Below are 16,794 nucleotides of genomic sequence, written 5' to 3'. Positions count from 1 at the left end.
CATACTCTTTTGCAATTTTGGCTTGTGTTGTGGCTGAAGCGAATTGCAAATGTGTATGGCTTTAAGCGTTGGCTAATCATTCAATTCATTTATTAAATTGACTATTCCAATATCTACTATTTCATATAGCTCTAAAGTTAGCGTGTCAATTTGATTTTCCAGTTGGGAAACAAGTCTTTTGACTGCTAATGATTGAACTTCTGCATAAAGATTACTTAACCTTTCTGTTTTAGTAGCTATTTCCTGTGCAATTTGAGTTTTCCGTATGCTATTTATAATTGGAAATGGAATTGAATGGATAAAGGTTCTGTCAATTCCCTTATATCCGCCACTTTTAGGACTTCCTTTTAATTCTATAAGGGCTGAAATAACTTTAGAATTTAAGATTCCTAGAATATTGTAATAATTATAATCGTTTTCTTCATCGTTAAGGATTAATCCATAACCACCGCCACCACCTTCTCCGCTGCCAGTAAAATAGTATTCTCCATTTATGTCAATACTAAATCTACTACCAAAACATAATGAAGGAAGGAGTAATTTTTTTGAATCAAATAACAAGTGGTTTTTTTTATAAATAAACTTGTAAAAATCGTTTCCTTTCAAAGCTTCTTTCTCATTGAGAATAGTTTTACACTTTTCAAGATATTTCCATGTTTCAGGATAAGTAGTTTTTAATACTGTTTCTGAAATAAGTTCACTTTTATTAGTTGTAAGGTTATTTTCATAAGGAAAAAGTAAGACTCTATTTGAATTTATTTTATATCTAAAAAGGTTTCTAGAGCCTTTAACCATTTTTTTAATTAGTCCTTTTTCAAAAATATGATTAGAGTCAAGAGCTTTTGAATAACATGTAATGAAGCTTTCATTTTCTTCTACTATTTCTAATAAAAAGACATTATTTATGCTTGGTTGAAGACCAACAAATATTTTCTTTAAATTACTTAAATCTTTTAGCGGAATAGAATTGTTAGAAATATTTTCTATAAACTTATCGTGAATTTCAAAAGCAGCAAAATACCAAGGTGAAGAACCTAAAGAATCTTTGTCAAAAATTGATGGAACTTGTGCTTCATCTTGAAAATCATTTTCAGGGTCTTCAAAATTGAAATATTTCAATTCATTAGATTCAGTTTGTTCCGCATCTAGATATAAAAGACAAGTGTAAGTTGTAGAATTATCAAATACCTGATAATCATCAAAATAAACTATTTTAGATAATAGGTTATTATTGCTAATTATTTCTCTAAATTTTTCTCCATATTTCGCACGAAGAACTGTATTAGGTATTATATAACCTATCTTTCCTGTTGGTGACAATACGGAAATAGCTTGCTCTACGAACAAAATTGATAAATCAAAATTACTAAAAGCAAAGTCATATTTATTTTTAAGAAATAATTGATATTCTTCTGGATACAACTCTTCTAATAATTGAATTCTAAGGTAAGGAGGATTTCCTACGATAACATCAAACTTATTTAAACCTTCATCAGCCCAAGCAAAAGGATTAATAATATTAATTGTGTCAATACTAGCTTCTGAATAATTGTCAAAGAATGATAAATCTACAATTGAATTACCGCAAATTAGATTCTTATCTAAAGAAGGCAATAATGGTTGTGGAGAATTATCTTCGTTAAAATTCTCTAGCATAGTGAAGTAAAGGCTCATTTTTGCTATTTCAATAGCCTGAGAATCTATGTCAATCCCAAAAATATTTTTTTGTAACAAATTCTTCTTAGATTCCATCGTAAGGTTTTCGTTTGCTTTAGAATCGGTAAATAAAAGTTCTGGAGAAAGAGAAGAAGAATTGCTTTCATAAAATTGTATTATCCTTTTATAACTTTTAATTAAAAATATTCCTGAACCACATGAGAAATCTATGATTTTAGAAATATCAAATTCTTCATTTGGAGACTTGTCTGAAAGAAACACATCTAAGGTATCGTTTAGGATTTCGTCAACAATATATTCTGGTGTGTAATAGATTCCACCAGCTTTTTTAATTTCTGGTTTAATTTCTAGTGAAACATTCTCATCAATAACTGTTATTCTTTTCGCAAGATATTGCTCAAAAATACGACCCAATATTTCGATACTAATTTTGCTAAAATTATATGGGCTTTCAGGATAATACAGTTTTAATATATTATCTTTTATTACTTCTTTGTTGAGATTTATTTTATCAAATAATGGATATTCATGAAAAAGTAATCCATTAAACTTTAAGTTCAACTCTGAGCAAAGGTTTTTTAAAGAGTCTACAAAATCATCTTCGCTGCTGTCTATTAAAACTCTTAATCTCTCAACATCTTCTATCTCGTTATCTTCAAGAAATCTAATAAAAATTATTATGTCCAGTAAGCGTTGAGTAGCTTCATTTATTTCTTTTTCGTTTAATTCATCAGAAGTTTCTTGAAATATACTTTTTGCAATATTTAATCGTATTAACTCTAAATCCGTTAAAAAGACTGTATCTAATAATAATTCTCCTTTTTTAAGTATGTAACTGTAGTCTGTTGCATCTAAATCAATATCTAAATCATCTCTACGATTAGTAAATAATTTTACAAGTGATTTTTTAAATACAGATTTTTTACTAAAGTTATTCCAGATGTAATCGAATTTATCAATGTAATCGTTATAAGTACAGCTAAATATTAAATCTTCATTGATTTGGTTAAAATTTGGTTTTGTTGAAATATCATAAATTCTTATTTCTTTGAAATTTGTTAAAATTACAAACGGAATTTTGGATAAAAACCCATACGATTTTGCTTGAAATACATGTTTTGGATTGTCTAAATTTTCAGATGGTTTTTTTGCTTCAACAACAAATTGGTGTCTGTTTTTAATTTTAAATATATAATCTAAACTTTTAGTTGTTTCTCCTTCGACTTTAAGGGAATACTCTACTAATACATCTCTATCATCAGCAGACATACTTTCTGGTAAGCCTGAAATTTTCCATCCCAATGCTTCAAAGAAACCATCTATAAACTCCTTTCTAGCTTCTGCTTCTTTATTCGCATTACTCTCCCAAGTTTCTATGTTTTGCTTGTAATATTTAACAAGCTGTTCAATTTTATTTAAGGCTTCAGTTTTGTTCATTATTATAGCTAGATAACAGTTCGAAAATTGTTTTTAAGTCATTACTAGATACTTGATTAGTATGACAAAAGGAGTTAATTAAATTATTGAATTCTCTTGAAGTAATAAATTTTAATAAAGCTTTTAATTTGGATTCAGTACCATTTATAAAATTCACATGATTTTCCAAAACATAACCGTTAGAAAATCTTTTATCCTTATTATCAATTATAGTTGCAATCATTCTATCGATGTTTCCAATAGGAGACATCCTACGATAAATTATAAGTGTGTCATTTTTCACATATTTTGATTTGTTCGGAATGCAATATGGGAATGTTGAATTTCTTTGATTTTCTAAATTAATACCATCATTATTTATATTTGGACCATTAATCAATGGAATTGATTTTGGTACTTTTTTATAAAAGCAAGATTCTTTATTTTGATTCCAAACAAAGTTTCCTGTTTTGATTTTATATGAAGAAAGGTGTTTTACAATTGGCTTTTGAGATAACTTTCTAAAGTTTTCGTATTCTTCTTTATTCTTAAAAAGAGGAATAACTTTTAATGAATTTTTAAAAATATTGGTGTCAACAGAATATCTTGTAATATTTGTTAATGAATTATTTGATACACCAATATTATAGTTTTCAGTTTGGTTTCTTTTTGTAGCTAAAAGAAGCATAATATCTTGCTGTACTGAAAATGATTTTTCATGCTCTTTATTTGTTATTATTAAATCAACAGAAAGATTTTGCATTATTTCTTGTCTCATCTTCTGATAGTAAAAGCCAGATAGGATAGATTGTGGTATGATAAAACCGAGTTCTCCGTTTGGCTTTAAATGCTGTATACTCCAATGCAAGAATAAATTATGAATATAATTGTGTCCATAACTAACACATTTACAAATATTATTTTCTTCATGAGGGTCTATCCTGAAATATGGAGGATTTCCAATTATCAAATCAAATGTTTCATTATCATTTGAAATACAACTTAATGTTTTTAACGTGTTTTGAATTCTAATATTTGGGAAATGATATGGGTTTAAAAAGACATCATCATAATTTACGATTAGCTTTCCTAGTAAAATTTTAGAAACAATTATTGGAAAAGGAAATATATCATAACCAAAAATATTGTTTCTAAGTTCGGACAATTCATTTTTGCTAGGTTGGTTATCAATTATTTTTTTTAAATAGTGAAATAGAAAAAAACCAGCACCACTTGAAGGGTCAATTACTTTATTATTAGGATTGATTTTAGTTTGTAAATTGTCAAGAAGAATATTAATTAGATTCTCGTTAGAATAGTACTCTCCATATTCTCTTGTGTTAATAACAGGAAAGTAGTTGTCAATTTGATTGAAAATATAAGAAACAGAGTCAGTGTCATTAAATTTCAGCTCATCTCTAAATCTTAGAGCGAATGGATAAAACTCTATTATTTCTGGAATTTGTTCGGCAATGTTAACTGGTAAAGGAACACTATCAAATATTTTACAAAGCGTTAAAAGTTCACTTCTATATCTTTCTAGGAAGTCTGTTTTTTCTGTGTAAATATTTTTAGGTTTGACATGAGATGTAATAATATAATGACCAATAATTTTTTCAGAATCCTCTGATTTCAAATATTCATCTACAACATAATCTATGTTTATCCTTTCTTTTTTTAGTGATTCTACAATCATAAATTCTTATTGCTTTTTTATATATTTTATTTGGTCTTCTGCAACTTTTAAAGCATTTAATCCTTCTTTTTCGTCTTTAACAATATCGTAGACTTTCGTAGCTATCCATAATGCTTCGAGTTCAGACAAGGAATAATAGAAGGTTTCACTAATTGTTGTTAAGTGTTCTCTTTTTAAAGCTTTTTGATTACTCTCAATCTTACTTAAATATCCATCTCCTATTTCAAGAATAGCAGCTAATTGCCTTTGAAGCATGCCTGAATTTTCTCTTAATTCTTTAATTTTTTGTCCAAGTGTCATTTTACCATTTTTAGACTTGACTAATTTAGGTCAAATCTAATTGTTTTTTTTCAGAGTAAGGTCAAAAGCGTTGGAAAATTTTAGCTCTTTTGGTTTTTAGAGCGTTGGAATTTAGCGTTGGCAAAAACCGAATGTGCTAAAATATGCGGCTGGTTTTCAGCTTGTGTACAACGGTTTGCGTATATAATTTGTGGCGAAGTTAAAAACCGCTCGCCTTTCGGTTAAACTATTAAGTTTCTAAAAATACTAAAATTATTGTTACAGCAAGATTTTCGCCATAAATTATATGCGCTGTTACCAAAAGTTGTTAGCGTCCTGCTTGTCTACAAACTTGCTCTACTCCTATTTTCAGATTATCGTTTTTCATTCAATTTGATTTGAACTTTTAATTGAAATTCAACGCAAAATTCAGTTTTTTCTATTGAGCAAAATCTTAATTATGAAAGTCAAATCGCTATCAATTCAATTTTCAGCGTTTTGCTTTTCAATTCAACCAGAATTTTGGCGAGCTGTAAATTTCAATTTAATCAACTACTTTTGGAAAGCAAAAATCAATTATTTCAGCGTTGTATTCTATCAAATTCAAATCAATTCAATCGCAATAAAGTTGAATTGAAAATTATCTTTTGTATTTAATTCTTAGTTTCAATTGGAAGAAAATTTTTCAATCACAATTTTTGGTAACGTCTCGCGCATAACGAAAGTGGCGACTTAAAATGCGCAAGTTTTTCGGTTAAACTTTTAGTTTCTAAAAATACCAAAATTTTCGTTTCAGCACCAAATCTCGCCATTTTTGTTATGCGCTGTTGTGCTTTCGTTATTTTATTTCAACTGTTTTAAATATTTCTTTCAATTCACTTTTGTTAAATTCCATATCTGACTTTATTCCAATTGACAATTCATTTTTTAAATCTCCATAAATTGGTTCAAAATTAATACTGGAAATATTCGGATTTTCTCTGTCTTTCCATAGTGCGATTGTCCTTTTATAATTTCCAACTGTATCAATAGTCAATTCGTAATTTTCAAATTTTTCTCGTTCTTCATCTGGTACACAGAAAGGAATTTTAAATTCAACTTTTTCATATTCAAATGTGTAATAATACTCACAATTATTTTTGAAATCATTTTGAGTAGCTATGCTATCAGTCATTCTATGTAAAGTTAAATTCTCTACTTTTTTGATGATTTCTCTTGGATTTATTCCGCCATTTTCGTCTTCATAAGGTTTTAGTTCAATTTTGTTGAAAAACTTTTGGGTCGTTTCAAAGTCCATTCCTTTTCGGCTTTCTTCAATATAACTTTTTTCGTCTAAAGGTGGTTTTGGTGAATACCAACCATAATCAAAAAAGAAAGTAGATTTTCCGTTTTTAATTTCTCCGACAAAAGAGTCAGTTCCGTCAATCTTTTTATATTTAAAGTCGGTTGGCAGAATAATACTGAATAAGTCAAAGTCAATTAAGTGACTTTTTCCGTCATTTTGAGAAATGTAATTTACCCCGTTATCACAGCTAATTAATAGCAGAAATAAAAATAATATGACAAAGTTTTTTTTCAGTTCGAATGTTTTTTATAATGAAGCACAACGTCTCGCGCATAACGAAAGTGGCGACTTGAAATGCGTAAACTTTTCGGTTAAACTTTAAGTTTCTAAAAATACACAAACCTTTCGTTTCAATCACAAATCTCGCCATTTTTGTTATGCGCTGTTAGCAGCCGTAATTTTATTCATTAGTTTCATTTTCAGTCTTTATTTTTCTTTACTATCATCTAAAATTCGATTTAGTTGTTGCTCATCAATTTTAGGAATCATAAGCATTATTATCCAAATGAATGAACAAATTAAAGCAGAACCAAAAATCCATGCCAGCTTATTTCCATTTCTATTTTCAAATTGTTCATTAACTGCTTCAAGAACAATCGCATTTGGTGTGTAAATTGGGGTAGATTTTATTGCATCAATAAATCCTTTTCTTTTTTCTGAATCTCTAAGCCTATTTAAATAAACAAAATCAGATATATTTTTGTTATTAAATTTTTTAAGACTATGATTTAAAAAAAATTGATATATCTTTTTTTTTCTGCGTGATTCAAGATTGTTACCAATTTTTTCTTGATATTTTACACCTAACCAAGCTGAAGGCACAGCTTTCAGCGTGTCACTTTCTTTTTCATAAATTGGCACTGAAAAATATATATGCATATTGAAATTGTCGCTAAATCTGTCATTTACATCTAATTCTGAATGAATTCCAATTACATTCTTATCTATATAATAATTATTTAAAATGTAGTATTTTGAATGTTCAAATTTATTAATTTCGTTAATTGATTTTAGCTCTGTCAATTTACCTGTTGCTGACACAATATATTTTTGAGCTATAATAATAGGAGTTGCCATGGCCATCCATAACATAATTGTATAAAAATCACTCCAACTACCACGTTTCGTATCAAGTTTTAGAATTTTAAATCTAGGCCTTAAAATAAACAAATTGAGAATTCCAGTTAAAACAATAGGAATAACAAAATCTGTAATTTTTTTATTTAATTGAAATAATTCCAAATCAACAAAAATTAACCAATGTAAAAACGTGTATCCAGTAATCAATCCTAAAAGCATCAGGATAAATGGCTTAAAAAGTAAATTAATTTTATCTTTCAACTATAGTCTTGATTTATTATGGCTGCTAACGTCTCGCGCATAACGAAAGTGGCGACTTAATATGCGCAAGGTTTTCGGTTAAACTTTATGTTTCTAAAAATACACAAAACTCTCAATTAAACTCTAAATTCGCCATTTTTGTTATGCGCTGTTGTGGTGCGTACTTTTTCCACTATGTTGTTCGGTGCAATTTCAATTTGTTTTTCACCGCAAAGTTCATTTTTTGGTCAAATTCCTAAAAAAATTGCGCTATTCATTTCAATTCGAGTAGAATTTTAATTTTTTCGGTTATCCATTCTGGAGACAAGCCCAAGCGATAGAGTTCGATTCAAATTCAGTCGATTATTTTTATCATCACATTTAATTCAACGTAACACTTTTCAATCTGCTCTGTATTTCAATTTTCAGCCAGAAGTTGAAGTTCAGCAAAATTTTCGATTGGTAGCCGAAATTTTGGCAATCAGTTCAGCATTCTGTTTTTCATTCACATTTTGGTATTCAGATTGATTTTCAATTATAACCAAAACTTGGGCTTGTCTCATACTTTCAGATTTTCATTTCACGCAATTTTTTCCAATCAGTTAATTTTTTGTTATTCGGTTGTCATGAACTCAAAATTTGATTTTAAATCTAACGTTGATTTTTTTCAGTATGCACCACAACGGTTTGCGCATAACGAAAGTGGCGAGCTAAAATGCGCAAACTTTTCGGTTAAACTTTAAGTTTTTAAAAATACGCAAAACTGTCGTTTCAGCACAAATTTCGCCATTTTTGTTATGCGCTGTTGTGCATAGTTATTTTTTATTCCAGTTCTGTTCAAATTGGTCGATATATTGCAAGTATCTTTTGTCTTTAGTTGAGTACTTTCTTGTCAGTTCAGCCCATTCATCAAATTTCTTTTTGTTCTTGAGTTTGAAATAAGCTTGAGCCATATTAACTGACATTTCACTTTTTTCAAAGTCGTTGTCTGACATTTTAATTCCTTTTCGATATGTTCTATCAGCATCTTCCACTTTATTTAAACCTAAATATGAATATCCCAATTCTCTGAAAAAGTAATAGTTTTTAGGGTTACTCTCAATTGCTTTTTCCAAAATCGGTATGGCTTTTTCGAATTGTCCCAAATGATTGTAAGCATACGCTAACTCAAATTCAAGTCCATCAAAATGAGGTTGAATTTCGTAAGCTTTTAATAGTGGTTTTAGAGCTTGTTCACAAGCACCAACGTGGTTGTAATGATAACCTTCCTGTTTTAAATAATCCACTTGGTCAGAGCTTTCTTTGTAAATCGATAACCATTCAGGTTCTTTAGGTAAATTCAGCGCAGAAATTTGATTATCGGTCAAAACAGAAACCAAACTTGTATTTGGTTCTAGTCGATATTTCATAAACCCAACTGTTGAATCTCGTTTTATATTTATTAGCTTTTGCTCTTTTATTTGAAATTTAGTTTCGTAATTAAAGGTGAAACCTGCTTGATTATCCAAATAAATGAATCCATAAGCGTAAGTTGAATCCGTGTCTTTTTTTGGAAATGCAACCCATTTGTCGACTGCGTCAAAATATTTGGTGTCAAATTTTAATTCAGTCAAATCATTTTGTGAAAATCCAATATTTGAAATCAATATCAGAGCTAAAATTGTTATTCTCATAGTTTTTTTCATAATTATGCACAACGTCTCGCGCATAACGAAAGTGGCGACTTAAAATGCGCAAGTTTTTCTGTTAAACTTTTTACTTTCTAAAAATACGCAAAACTCTCGTTTCAGCAATAAATTCGCCATTTTTGTTATGCGCTGTTGTACAACGTTTTATTCCGTTAATATATTTTTAATTTCCTTAATCGAATTTGTATAATCAGACATTTTTCGTTCATTCCCAATATGAATTGGAGTTGTATTCAGTCGGTTTGTTAAATCTTTTATTGGCATATTTTCTAAACTGCCAAATTCATATTTCCACCATTCTAGAGATTTCAAGTTATGGTTTTGAAATCCAGTTGTACTTCTGTCATTGTCAGTCGGAAGAAAATCCAGTCCACCAATAATTGAGTCCAGAACTTCAAAGTCTAATATTATTCCGTCATAAATAAGTTGTCCGAAAAGAGCGTCTTTAAAAATCCGTTCAATATTGCTCAATTCCGATGCTTTGATATCGGTCAGGATTACGTTATATTTCGTCAGTCCATTTGTTATTAGCCAACATTTTTTTCGATCAACGTAAAATACCGTTGCATTCCATTTTCCAAGTATTCCATCTTCGGCTATTTTCTCTTCCGAAATCAGATTCTTAATTAACTTTTCAAGTTTTTTAGTTATATGGATTTTCGTTTTCATTTTTTAATGTTGTACAACGTCTCGCGCATAACGAAAGTGGCGACTTAAAATGCGCAAGTTTTTCGGTTAAACTTTAAGTTTCTAAAAATACACAAATCTCTCGTTTCAGCACTAAATTCGCCATTTTTGTTATGCGCTGTTGGTAACAGTATTTCTGCGTTCTGTTTTTTTCGCAACGTTTTCAATTTATATTTTTTTCAAATAATGATTGATAAACTCTAAATTCAGTCGAAAAAATTGCGTTTCCAAGTTCATATTTTCAGCTCGTTTTTCAGAGTTCATTTTTCAGTAAACTTGCTCAGACGGAAATTGAAGTGAAGACAAATTTTTCATTTATTATCAATTTCGGGATGTTCAATTCAAAGCAATCAATTTAAGCAAGTTTGTCGGTTTTCATTTTCAGCCAAAAGTTGAATTTTTACCAAATTTTCAATTTGTAACCAGAATTTTGGGCGAGATGAAATTCGTATTCAATTTCCACGCAATTTTTTCATCAGTTGATTTTTCGTTTTTCAGTTGATTGAAATTCTAAATTTGATTTTATTTAAAATGTTTCTTAGAACTCATATTGTTACCAACGTTTTGCGAATAACTAAAGTAAGAGGTTAAAATGCCTTGACTTTCAGTTATTTATGTTGCTGTTGTTATTGGCGACTACTTTTGGGATTGTCGTTTAGCCCTTATTTTTGTTATGCGCTGTTAGCGAGCGTATTTTCTTTTCAGAGTGTTGCTTTTTATTCGTATTGTTGTTTTCTAAACTTATAGTTATGAAATTAGATAATATAATCTCAGATATTGAAAAGACATTAAATTCAAATCAAAGTGTTGACGATGAAGTTGGTCTAGGTATTTATCTTACCGAAAGTTCAGTAGAATATCATTGGTATCTGAATAACTTAGAAAATCATAAGTCAGACTATTCAATTAGAGTTGAATCGGAAGATGATGCATTTAAAATAATTAGTAAATTTTCTGGAGAAAAATACGAAGATGTTAAAAAAGGAATAAAGAGATTTAATTCATATTCTTTAAAACAAGATTTATATCTTCATTTACTAAAAAGCTTTAAACGTAAATAGTACCTGAGTCTTCTCCATTAAAATTTTCATTTATAAACTTGGCGACTCCTTTATTTTCGTTTGTTTTAAAATCGTCATTTATTATAAAATGAATTGATTTTTTGATTCTGTATTTTACTCCTTTCAGTCCTTTTAACAATTTCTCAATTTCTTCATCTGATTTTGTTTTATCATCTTTTTTAAATGTTTTGTAAGTTTTCTCCATTTCAATTTTTTTTCACAACGTTTTTCAATTGTTAGTTATGGTTTTCGTATATGCTCGCTAACGGTTTGCGCATATGGTTTGTGGCGGGCAAAAATGAGCAATTTTTTCGGTTAAGGTTTTACGTTTTTAAAAATACAAAAACTTTGGATTTTGTCACTAATTCCGCCATAAACTATATGCGCTGTTATGCAACGGTTTTTTATAATTTTTTCTTATTCGGATTCTTTCTGTTTGAGAACAAAGAAACAATCTCAATTGATTTTTTATTAATTCGGTAATAAAGATTATTATGTTTTTCAACTACAGCTTTTCGAATATTTTTTTTCTCGAATGATACTGGGAAAATTTCGGGTGATTTAGAAATCAGTTCTATTGTATGGTCTAATTTGGCTGAAAATGTCCTTAATTCTCTTTCAGTCCATTTGTTTTCAAGGTATTCAATAGTTTCTTTAAGTTCTGATTTTGCGTGGTCAGTCCACAGTATTTTATAACCACTTTTCATAAATTTCTTTCACGTTTGAGTGAGAAGTCAGTTTTCCATTATCAGCATCTTGAATTCCTTTTTCAATGGACTCTTTTTCACTTGCAGAAATTTCACTCCACCAATCGTTTTTATCTTTTTCTCTTAATTTCATTAACTTGTCAATCAGAGAGGTATCATTCAATGTTGATAACCATTGAATTAATTCTATTTTTTTATTTTCTAAGCTTAAATCCATAATATCAAATTTACAAATTTAATCTAAACATTCAGTTTTTGAACGTGATTTTTTAACTGTTGCATAACGGTCTGGCTATGAGCAGTAGCGCCCAAAAAAGCCTTTTATTTTTGTTTCAGTTACAAACTTAGCAAAAAAAACCGAATTGTCGTTTCAAGCACAAACCCGAGCTATTGCTTATAGCTATTGTTACCTGCAGGCTTTATTTGAATAATCCTTTTATTTTTTTATTCAATTCACTTAATTTATTTTCTTTTATTTCACCATTATTAAATTTTTGCATTATATTAAGTGGTTTTAAATCCCTTCTCTTTGGTTTGTCTATTTCTAAGAAACTTTCTAAATCATTTTCAAAATAATCAATTTTATTAGTATATGAATTTGTCTTAGATTCAATAAATGAATTCACTATTTCTTGAATGTCGTTATCATCAGAATCAATTATTATGGAATGTTCTATACCAAGATGATTAAACAAATTCATAAATCTATGAACATTAAATTTACCAAGACAATCTAAAATGTATAGATGTTCATCTTTTAAATCATGCCACTTATTATTAATTAGATAGTCAAAAAATATTTTTTCTGATGCTCCTTCACAAATCAATACCTTTTTAGCAAAAAATAAGGATGTTCTTTCAGAATCCATCCAAAGTGAAAATTTAAATCTCTCTTTTTCAATTTGTTCAATATCGTCGTGTTCTTCGTGTGATAATTTTTTTTTACGAATTTTCTTTTTTAATTCATCATCTACTTCATTACTTAATAATTTATCTTTGAAATGTTTAAATAATCCAATATTTGCATCAGTAAGACTTAATATATTTTCTTTTTTAAGTTGATGTAATTCTGTCGTTTCTTTTCTATTTACTTTTATCAAAGTATTTAAATTATCTATGTTTTTGCTTACAAACAATGGGGAATGAGTAGTTATTAAAATTTGCTGTGAATCCCCTAAACTTAGTTCTTTTAAGCTGATATTTAATTTTTCTTGTTGAGATGGGTGCAAGAAAGCTTCAGGTTCTTCGAAGAGGATTAAAGTCAAATTTGGACTGAATTCTTTTTTATTCTTCTTTTCAATATTTTCGGTGTATTTAGCTGATAATTTTAGTAGAGTATAAATTAAGTGTCGTTGAACACCTTGACCAAAAGAATCAATTGCAACTGTTTGGTTCTCTAAATTTCCATCTTGAATATGATGAGATACTAAATTTCTTACAATATCATTGGGTTGAATTGCATTTATATTGAGACCAAATTTTATATTCCAATTCTTAATTTCTTTATTGATATCATTCTCTAATTCTTCAATAGAAAAATCTTCTTTAGCTTCTGTTCTAAATTCATTATTAAATAATTCGAAAGCACCATTTAATTTTTCAAAACTTATACTTTTTTGAATTGCTTTTTTTACTACAAAATTTATCATTTCTCTAAGTGGAGAAGGACCAGAAAGTTTAAGGTTATCGTCTACTTTACTAATTTCAGGGATATAAATAATACTACCAAGTTTAGATTGAGATATATTTTTTGCTCCATAAAAATAATTTGTAGACAATGAACCCTTTTCATACGCAAAAATATTACTCTGATTTGCTTTTATTAATGGTTTAAAGTCGGTGTTTTCAGTTGTTAAAATTTTTCTTACTCTAAGAATATTATCGCTACTTTGATATTTATCTCTTAGTGTATTTTGTTCTTCATCATCTGTTAAGAATTCAATCTCGAGCCAACTTTCATTATCATCAGTTTGAAATTTTGGAAAATCCGAATTACTATTAAATTTTAACTCTTCATAAAATATCCTTATAGCTCTAAAAACATTTGATTTACCTGCGTTATTTTCTCCAATAAGTAAAGAGTAATCATCAAAGTAAAATTCACCATCTTTAATTGATCTAAAGTTATGAATTTTTAATTTATGAATTTTCATTGTTTTTCGTTTTTTCAGCTTGCAGGTAACGGTTCGCGCATAACGAAAGTGGCGACTTAAAATGCGCAAGTTTTTCGGTTAAACTTTTTAAGTTTCTAAAAATACAATAAACTCTCGTTTTAGCAATAAATTCGCCATTTTTGTTATGCGCTGTTACCACACGTTTTTTATTCAATTTGCTTTGATGTAAATTAAAATCGTTGTTATTGAGATTCCAATAATTAAAGCAATATTATTTTTATTAATTAATTCCTTTTTTTCAATTCCATAATTCAGTTTACTAATTGTCTTTTTATTCATAAGTATGATAATCAGAAATAAGATGGAAAAAGTTATAGCATGCATCAAAATCGAGTTATTATTAATTGAATCATCTTTAATTACCATGAATACTAAATTTGTAGCCAAAAAATAAAAATATGATTGAATTAAAATCCAACCAATTTTTCTTTTGATAAAAATTCCGATGAATGGAATTAATGATATTATAAGAGGTCTTAAATAACTGAACCTAGTAATAATGTAAAAATAATCAACTAGTTTATTTTCGCTGATACCAATGGCGACATCATAGTGATGAGTTATTTTTAAAATTGCATTAATCAAATTAAATATAAACAAAAAGGCTATTAACATCTTAATTATTAATATCACATAATTTTCTTTCAAGTTTTCTAACGTTAATTTCAAATTCCGGTTTACTTAAGATTATTATGCTCAATTTTTTGAGACTGTTTTTTCAAATTTTCTGTAATTTCACTCGTAATTTCATCATATCTTATAAATTCAACTTACAAATTTGACTTTTTTTCGATTCTGAAATGTGTGGTAACGGTTTGCGCATAACATAAGTGGCGACTTAAAATGCGCAAGTTTTTCGGTTAAGCTTTAAGTTTCTAAAAATACACAAAACTCTCGTTTCAGCACAAATCTCGCCATTTTTGTTATGCGCTGTTGGCAACAGTCTTGTTCAGTTTATTTTATGATTTCAATAATATTCCCATTAACATCTGCCTTCGCTGAAACACTATTAATCACCTTACCACCAAATGCATTTTTACCACGAAATTCAGTAATAATGAAAATATATTCATTTTCATCTTTAAATCGAGTCTCTATATGTTCATAGCTATCAGGGTCATTCATGCTTTTTTTTATGAGTTTCGTTAATTCAAGATGTGAACCATCCCAAGGGCTAAACTGAGCTTCAATTAATTTTTTCCTTTCTTGCTGTTCTTTTATTTTTTGTTGTCTTTCTCTTTCTTTTTCAGCAGCAATTCTTACACGTTCTTTTTCTTCTTGGACTTGTTCAACAATTTTTTTACGGTTTGGTGATATTTCGTAAAGTCTATCGTAAAGTAATTGATTTAAAGTTGAATGATTTAAATACTTTTTTTTTAGATCCTTATTTATTAATAAGTTATAGTCATCGTCGCTCATTTCAGCTAATATATTTCTAACATAACTTGAGTCCTTGTAATTAATTAATTCCTTTTCTAACTCAACTGCTTTTTTGTTTGAAAATAATTTAGCTTTTGCAATAAAATAAGGGACTGTATCTAAATTACCTTCGTCAATATATTTATTTGCTAGTTTTAGATTTTGTTCGGCATTACTTTGCGTTGTTTTAAATATCAAATACAAGCTGTTGAACATTAAAAAAATTCCAAATATCATACTTAACCAACCTACATAGTTTGGCACCTTTGTTTTTTTTACTTTTTCAAATATGCTTTGAGTTATAGGAATAATCAATATGCTTACTAAAATACAAACAATTCCATAAAAAATATTACTGCTCAACCAAAGTATTCCGATGAACAATAGTAAGATTCCAATTATCCACCCTAAAGGTGTTTTTGCTCCATTCATAATATAAAAATTAGATGTTAGTTTTGATTTTGTTATTAGATTGTTGCCAACGTCTCGCGCATAACGAAAGTGGCGACTTAAAATGCGCAAGTCTTTCGGTTAAACTTTTAGTTTCTAAAAATACACAAAACTCTCATTTCAGCAATAAATTCGCCATTTTTGTTATGCGCTGTTGGCAACTGGCTTTATTTTTTTATCGTTCTTTTCCGTTTCTCAAAATCCAAATGATTAATATTAAAACGCTTAAAGGTCCAATTAAATAAGTCAGAATATTTTTAATATCAACAGGACTTATGCCTTTTATTTTTGGATTGAAAATATATCTATCCAAAATGAAATACAAAGTCAGAATAATAATTATCGATAGAATTATTATTAAAAAATTCCGAAGTGTTTTCATAAACTTATTCATACTTTTCCGATTTCAGAATTTCCGCTCTTTCATTCAGTTTGTCAGTCATTTTTATTGCAGTTGGATTTTCGTTTTGTAAAATCCAAGCTTTATTTCCGATATCACTACTTTGAAGAACTATTGTGTCCCCAGATTTAGTCCAGCCAATTGTCCATTTATTTGCGTCTCCAGCTCCAGTATTCAATTCAGTCAATTTAATATTGTTCTTATCAAATAGGTGAATAATTACATCAGCGTAATTTTCCGCATTTTTGTCAGTCCGATTAACAGTTGCTTGAATTTCAAAATTTCCAGTCGAGGATTTAATTTTTTCAGATTCATAGTCGCTGAAAGAACAACTTGTTAAAGTCAATGGTATTATTAAAAAAGTCAGTTTGTTTGTCATTTTTCAGCTTGTTGCCAACGGTCCGTGCATAACATAAGTGGCGACTTAAAATGCGCAAACTTTTCGATTAAACTTTAAGTTTTTAAAAATACATAA

15 protein-coding genes are annotated in these 16,794 nt (G+C 28.6%); 1 reads left to right on the top strand and 14 read right to left on the bottom strand.

Going from position 1 to position 16,794, the window contains the following annotated elements; all coding sequences use genetic code 11:
* Positions 1-72 precede the first annotated feature (72 nt).
* The 7 genes from IEV72_RS03525 to IEV72_RS03495 form a co-directional block, all read right to left on the bottom strand.
* Positions 73-3,114: an Eco57I restriction-modification methylase domain-containing protein gene (locus IEV72_RS03525; protein WP_188457704.1), complete on the bottom strand. Its 3,042-nt coding sequence runs from the start codon at positions 3,112-3,114 to the stop codon at positions 73-75.
* Positions 3,101-4,789 (bottom strand): HsdM family class I SAM-dependent methyltransferase, encoded by a 1,689-nt coding sequence (locus IEV72_RS03520; protein ID WP_188457703.1) that lies wholly within the window; start codon positions 4,787-4,789, stop codon positions 3,101-3,103. The genes IEV72_RS03525 and IEV72_RS03520 overlap by 14 nt, the downstream gene beginning before the upstream one ends.
* A 6-nt stretch (positions 4,790-4,795) precedes the next feature.
* On the bottom strand, positions 4,796-5,089 hold the full coding sequence (locus IEV72_RS03515) for a helix-turn-helix domain-containing protein (protein ID WP_188457702.1): 294 nt from the start codon (positions 5,087-5,089) through the stop codon (positions 4,796-4,798).
* A gap of 817 nt (positions 5,090-5,906) precedes the next feature.
* Entirely contained in the window at positions 5,907-6,365 is a 459-nt protein-coding gene (locus IEV72_RS03510; RefSeq protein WP_188457701.1) for a hypothetical protein, read from the bottom strand.
* 474 nt (positions 6,366-6,839) lie between these two features.
* Positions 6,840-7,754, bottom strand: coding sequence for a hypothetical protein (locus IEV72_RS03505; RefSeq protein WP_188457700.1), 915 nt, complete (start codon positions 7,752-7,754; stop codon positions 6,840-6,842).
* 794 nt (positions 7,755-8,548) lie between these two features.
* Positions 8,549-9,418, bottom strand: a complete 870-nt coding sequence (locus IEV72_RS03500; protein ID WP_188457699.1) for a tetratricopeptide repeat protein — start codon at positions 9,416-9,418, stop codon at positions 8,549-8,551.
* 147 nt (positions 9,419-9,565) lie between these two features.
* Entirely contained in the window at positions 9,566-10,090 is a 525-nt protein-coding gene (locus IEV72_RS03495) for a DUF6933 domain-containing protein (RefSeq protein ID WP_188457698.1), read from the bottom strand.
* A 767-nt stretch (positions 10,091-10,857) separates the two neighbouring features.
* On the opposite strand from IEV72_RS03495, the gene IEV72_RS03490 reads away from it, so the two are divergent.
* Complete coding sequence (locus IEV72_RS03490; RefSeq protein ID WP_188457697.1) at positions 10,858-11,169, top strand: hypothetical protein; 312 nt, start codon at positions 10,858-10,860, stop codon at positions 11,167-11,169.
* Here the strand turns inward: IEV72_RS03490 and IEV72_RS03485 are convergent.
* The 7 genes from IEV72_RS03485 to IEV72_RS03455 all read right to left on the bottom strand — a co-directional run bounded on the left by IEV72_RS03485 (position 11,156) and on the right by IEV72_RS03455 (position 16,698).
* On the bottom strand, positions 11,156-11,374 hold the full coding sequence (locus IEV72_RS03485) for a hypothetical protein (protein ID WP_188457696.1): 219 nt from the start codon (positions 11,372-11,374) through the stop codon (positions 11,156-11,158). The two genes, IEV72_RS03490 and IEV72_RS03485, sit on opposite strands and share 14 nt — an antisense overlap.
* Positions 11,375-11,573: 199 nt before the next feature.
* On the bottom strand, positions 11,574-11,876 hold the full coding sequence (locus IEV72_RS03480; RefSeq protein ID WP_188457695.1) for a type II toxin-antitoxin system RelE/ParE family toxin: 303 nt from the start codon (positions 11,874-11,876) through the stop codon (positions 11,574-11,576).
* Positions 11,860-12,093, bottom strand: coding sequence for a hypothetical protein (locus IEV72_RS03475; protein ID WP_188457694.1), 234 nt, complete (start codon positions 12,091-12,093; stop codon positions 11,860-11,862). The genes IEV72_RS03480 and IEV72_RS03475 overlap by 17 nt, the downstream gene beginning before the upstream one ends.
* Positions 12,094-12,295: 202 nt before the next feature.
* Positions 12,296-14,029 (bottom strand): ATP-dependent nuclease, encoded by a 1,734-nt coding sequence (locus IEV72_RS03470; RefSeq protein ID WP_188457693.1) that lies wholly within the window; start codon positions 14,027-14,029, stop codon positions 12,296-12,298.
* Positions 14,030-14,200: 171 nt separating this feature from the next.
* Entirely contained in the window at positions 14,201-14,719 is a 519-nt protein-coding gene (locus tag IEV72_RS03465) for a hypothetical protein (protein WP_194428394.1), read from the bottom strand.
* 285 nt (positions 14,720-15,004) lie between these two features.
* Complete coding sequence (locus IEV72_RS03460) at positions 15,005-15,901, bottom strand: hypothetical protein (protein ID WP_188457691.1); 897 nt, start codon at positions 15,899-15,901, stop codon at positions 15,005-15,007.
* A gap of 404 nt (positions 15,902-16,305) precedes the next feature.
* The gene (locus IEV72_RS03455; RefSeq protein ID WP_188457690.1) at positions 16,306-16,698 is read right to left on the bottom strand and encodes a hypothetical protein; all 393 of its coding nucleotides are present in this window, start codon (positions 16,696-16,698) and stop codon (positions 16,306-16,308) included.
* Between the last annotated feature and the right edge of the window lie 96 nt (positions 16,699-16,794).

The sequence above is a fragment of the Psychroflexus planctonicus genome (genome assembly GCF_014640195.1).
GTDB lineage: Bacteria > Bacteroidota > Bacteroidia > Flavobacteriales > Flavobacteriaceae > Psychroflexus > Psychroflexus planctonicus.
This window is presented reverse-complemented; position numbering and strand designations above follow the sequence as displayed.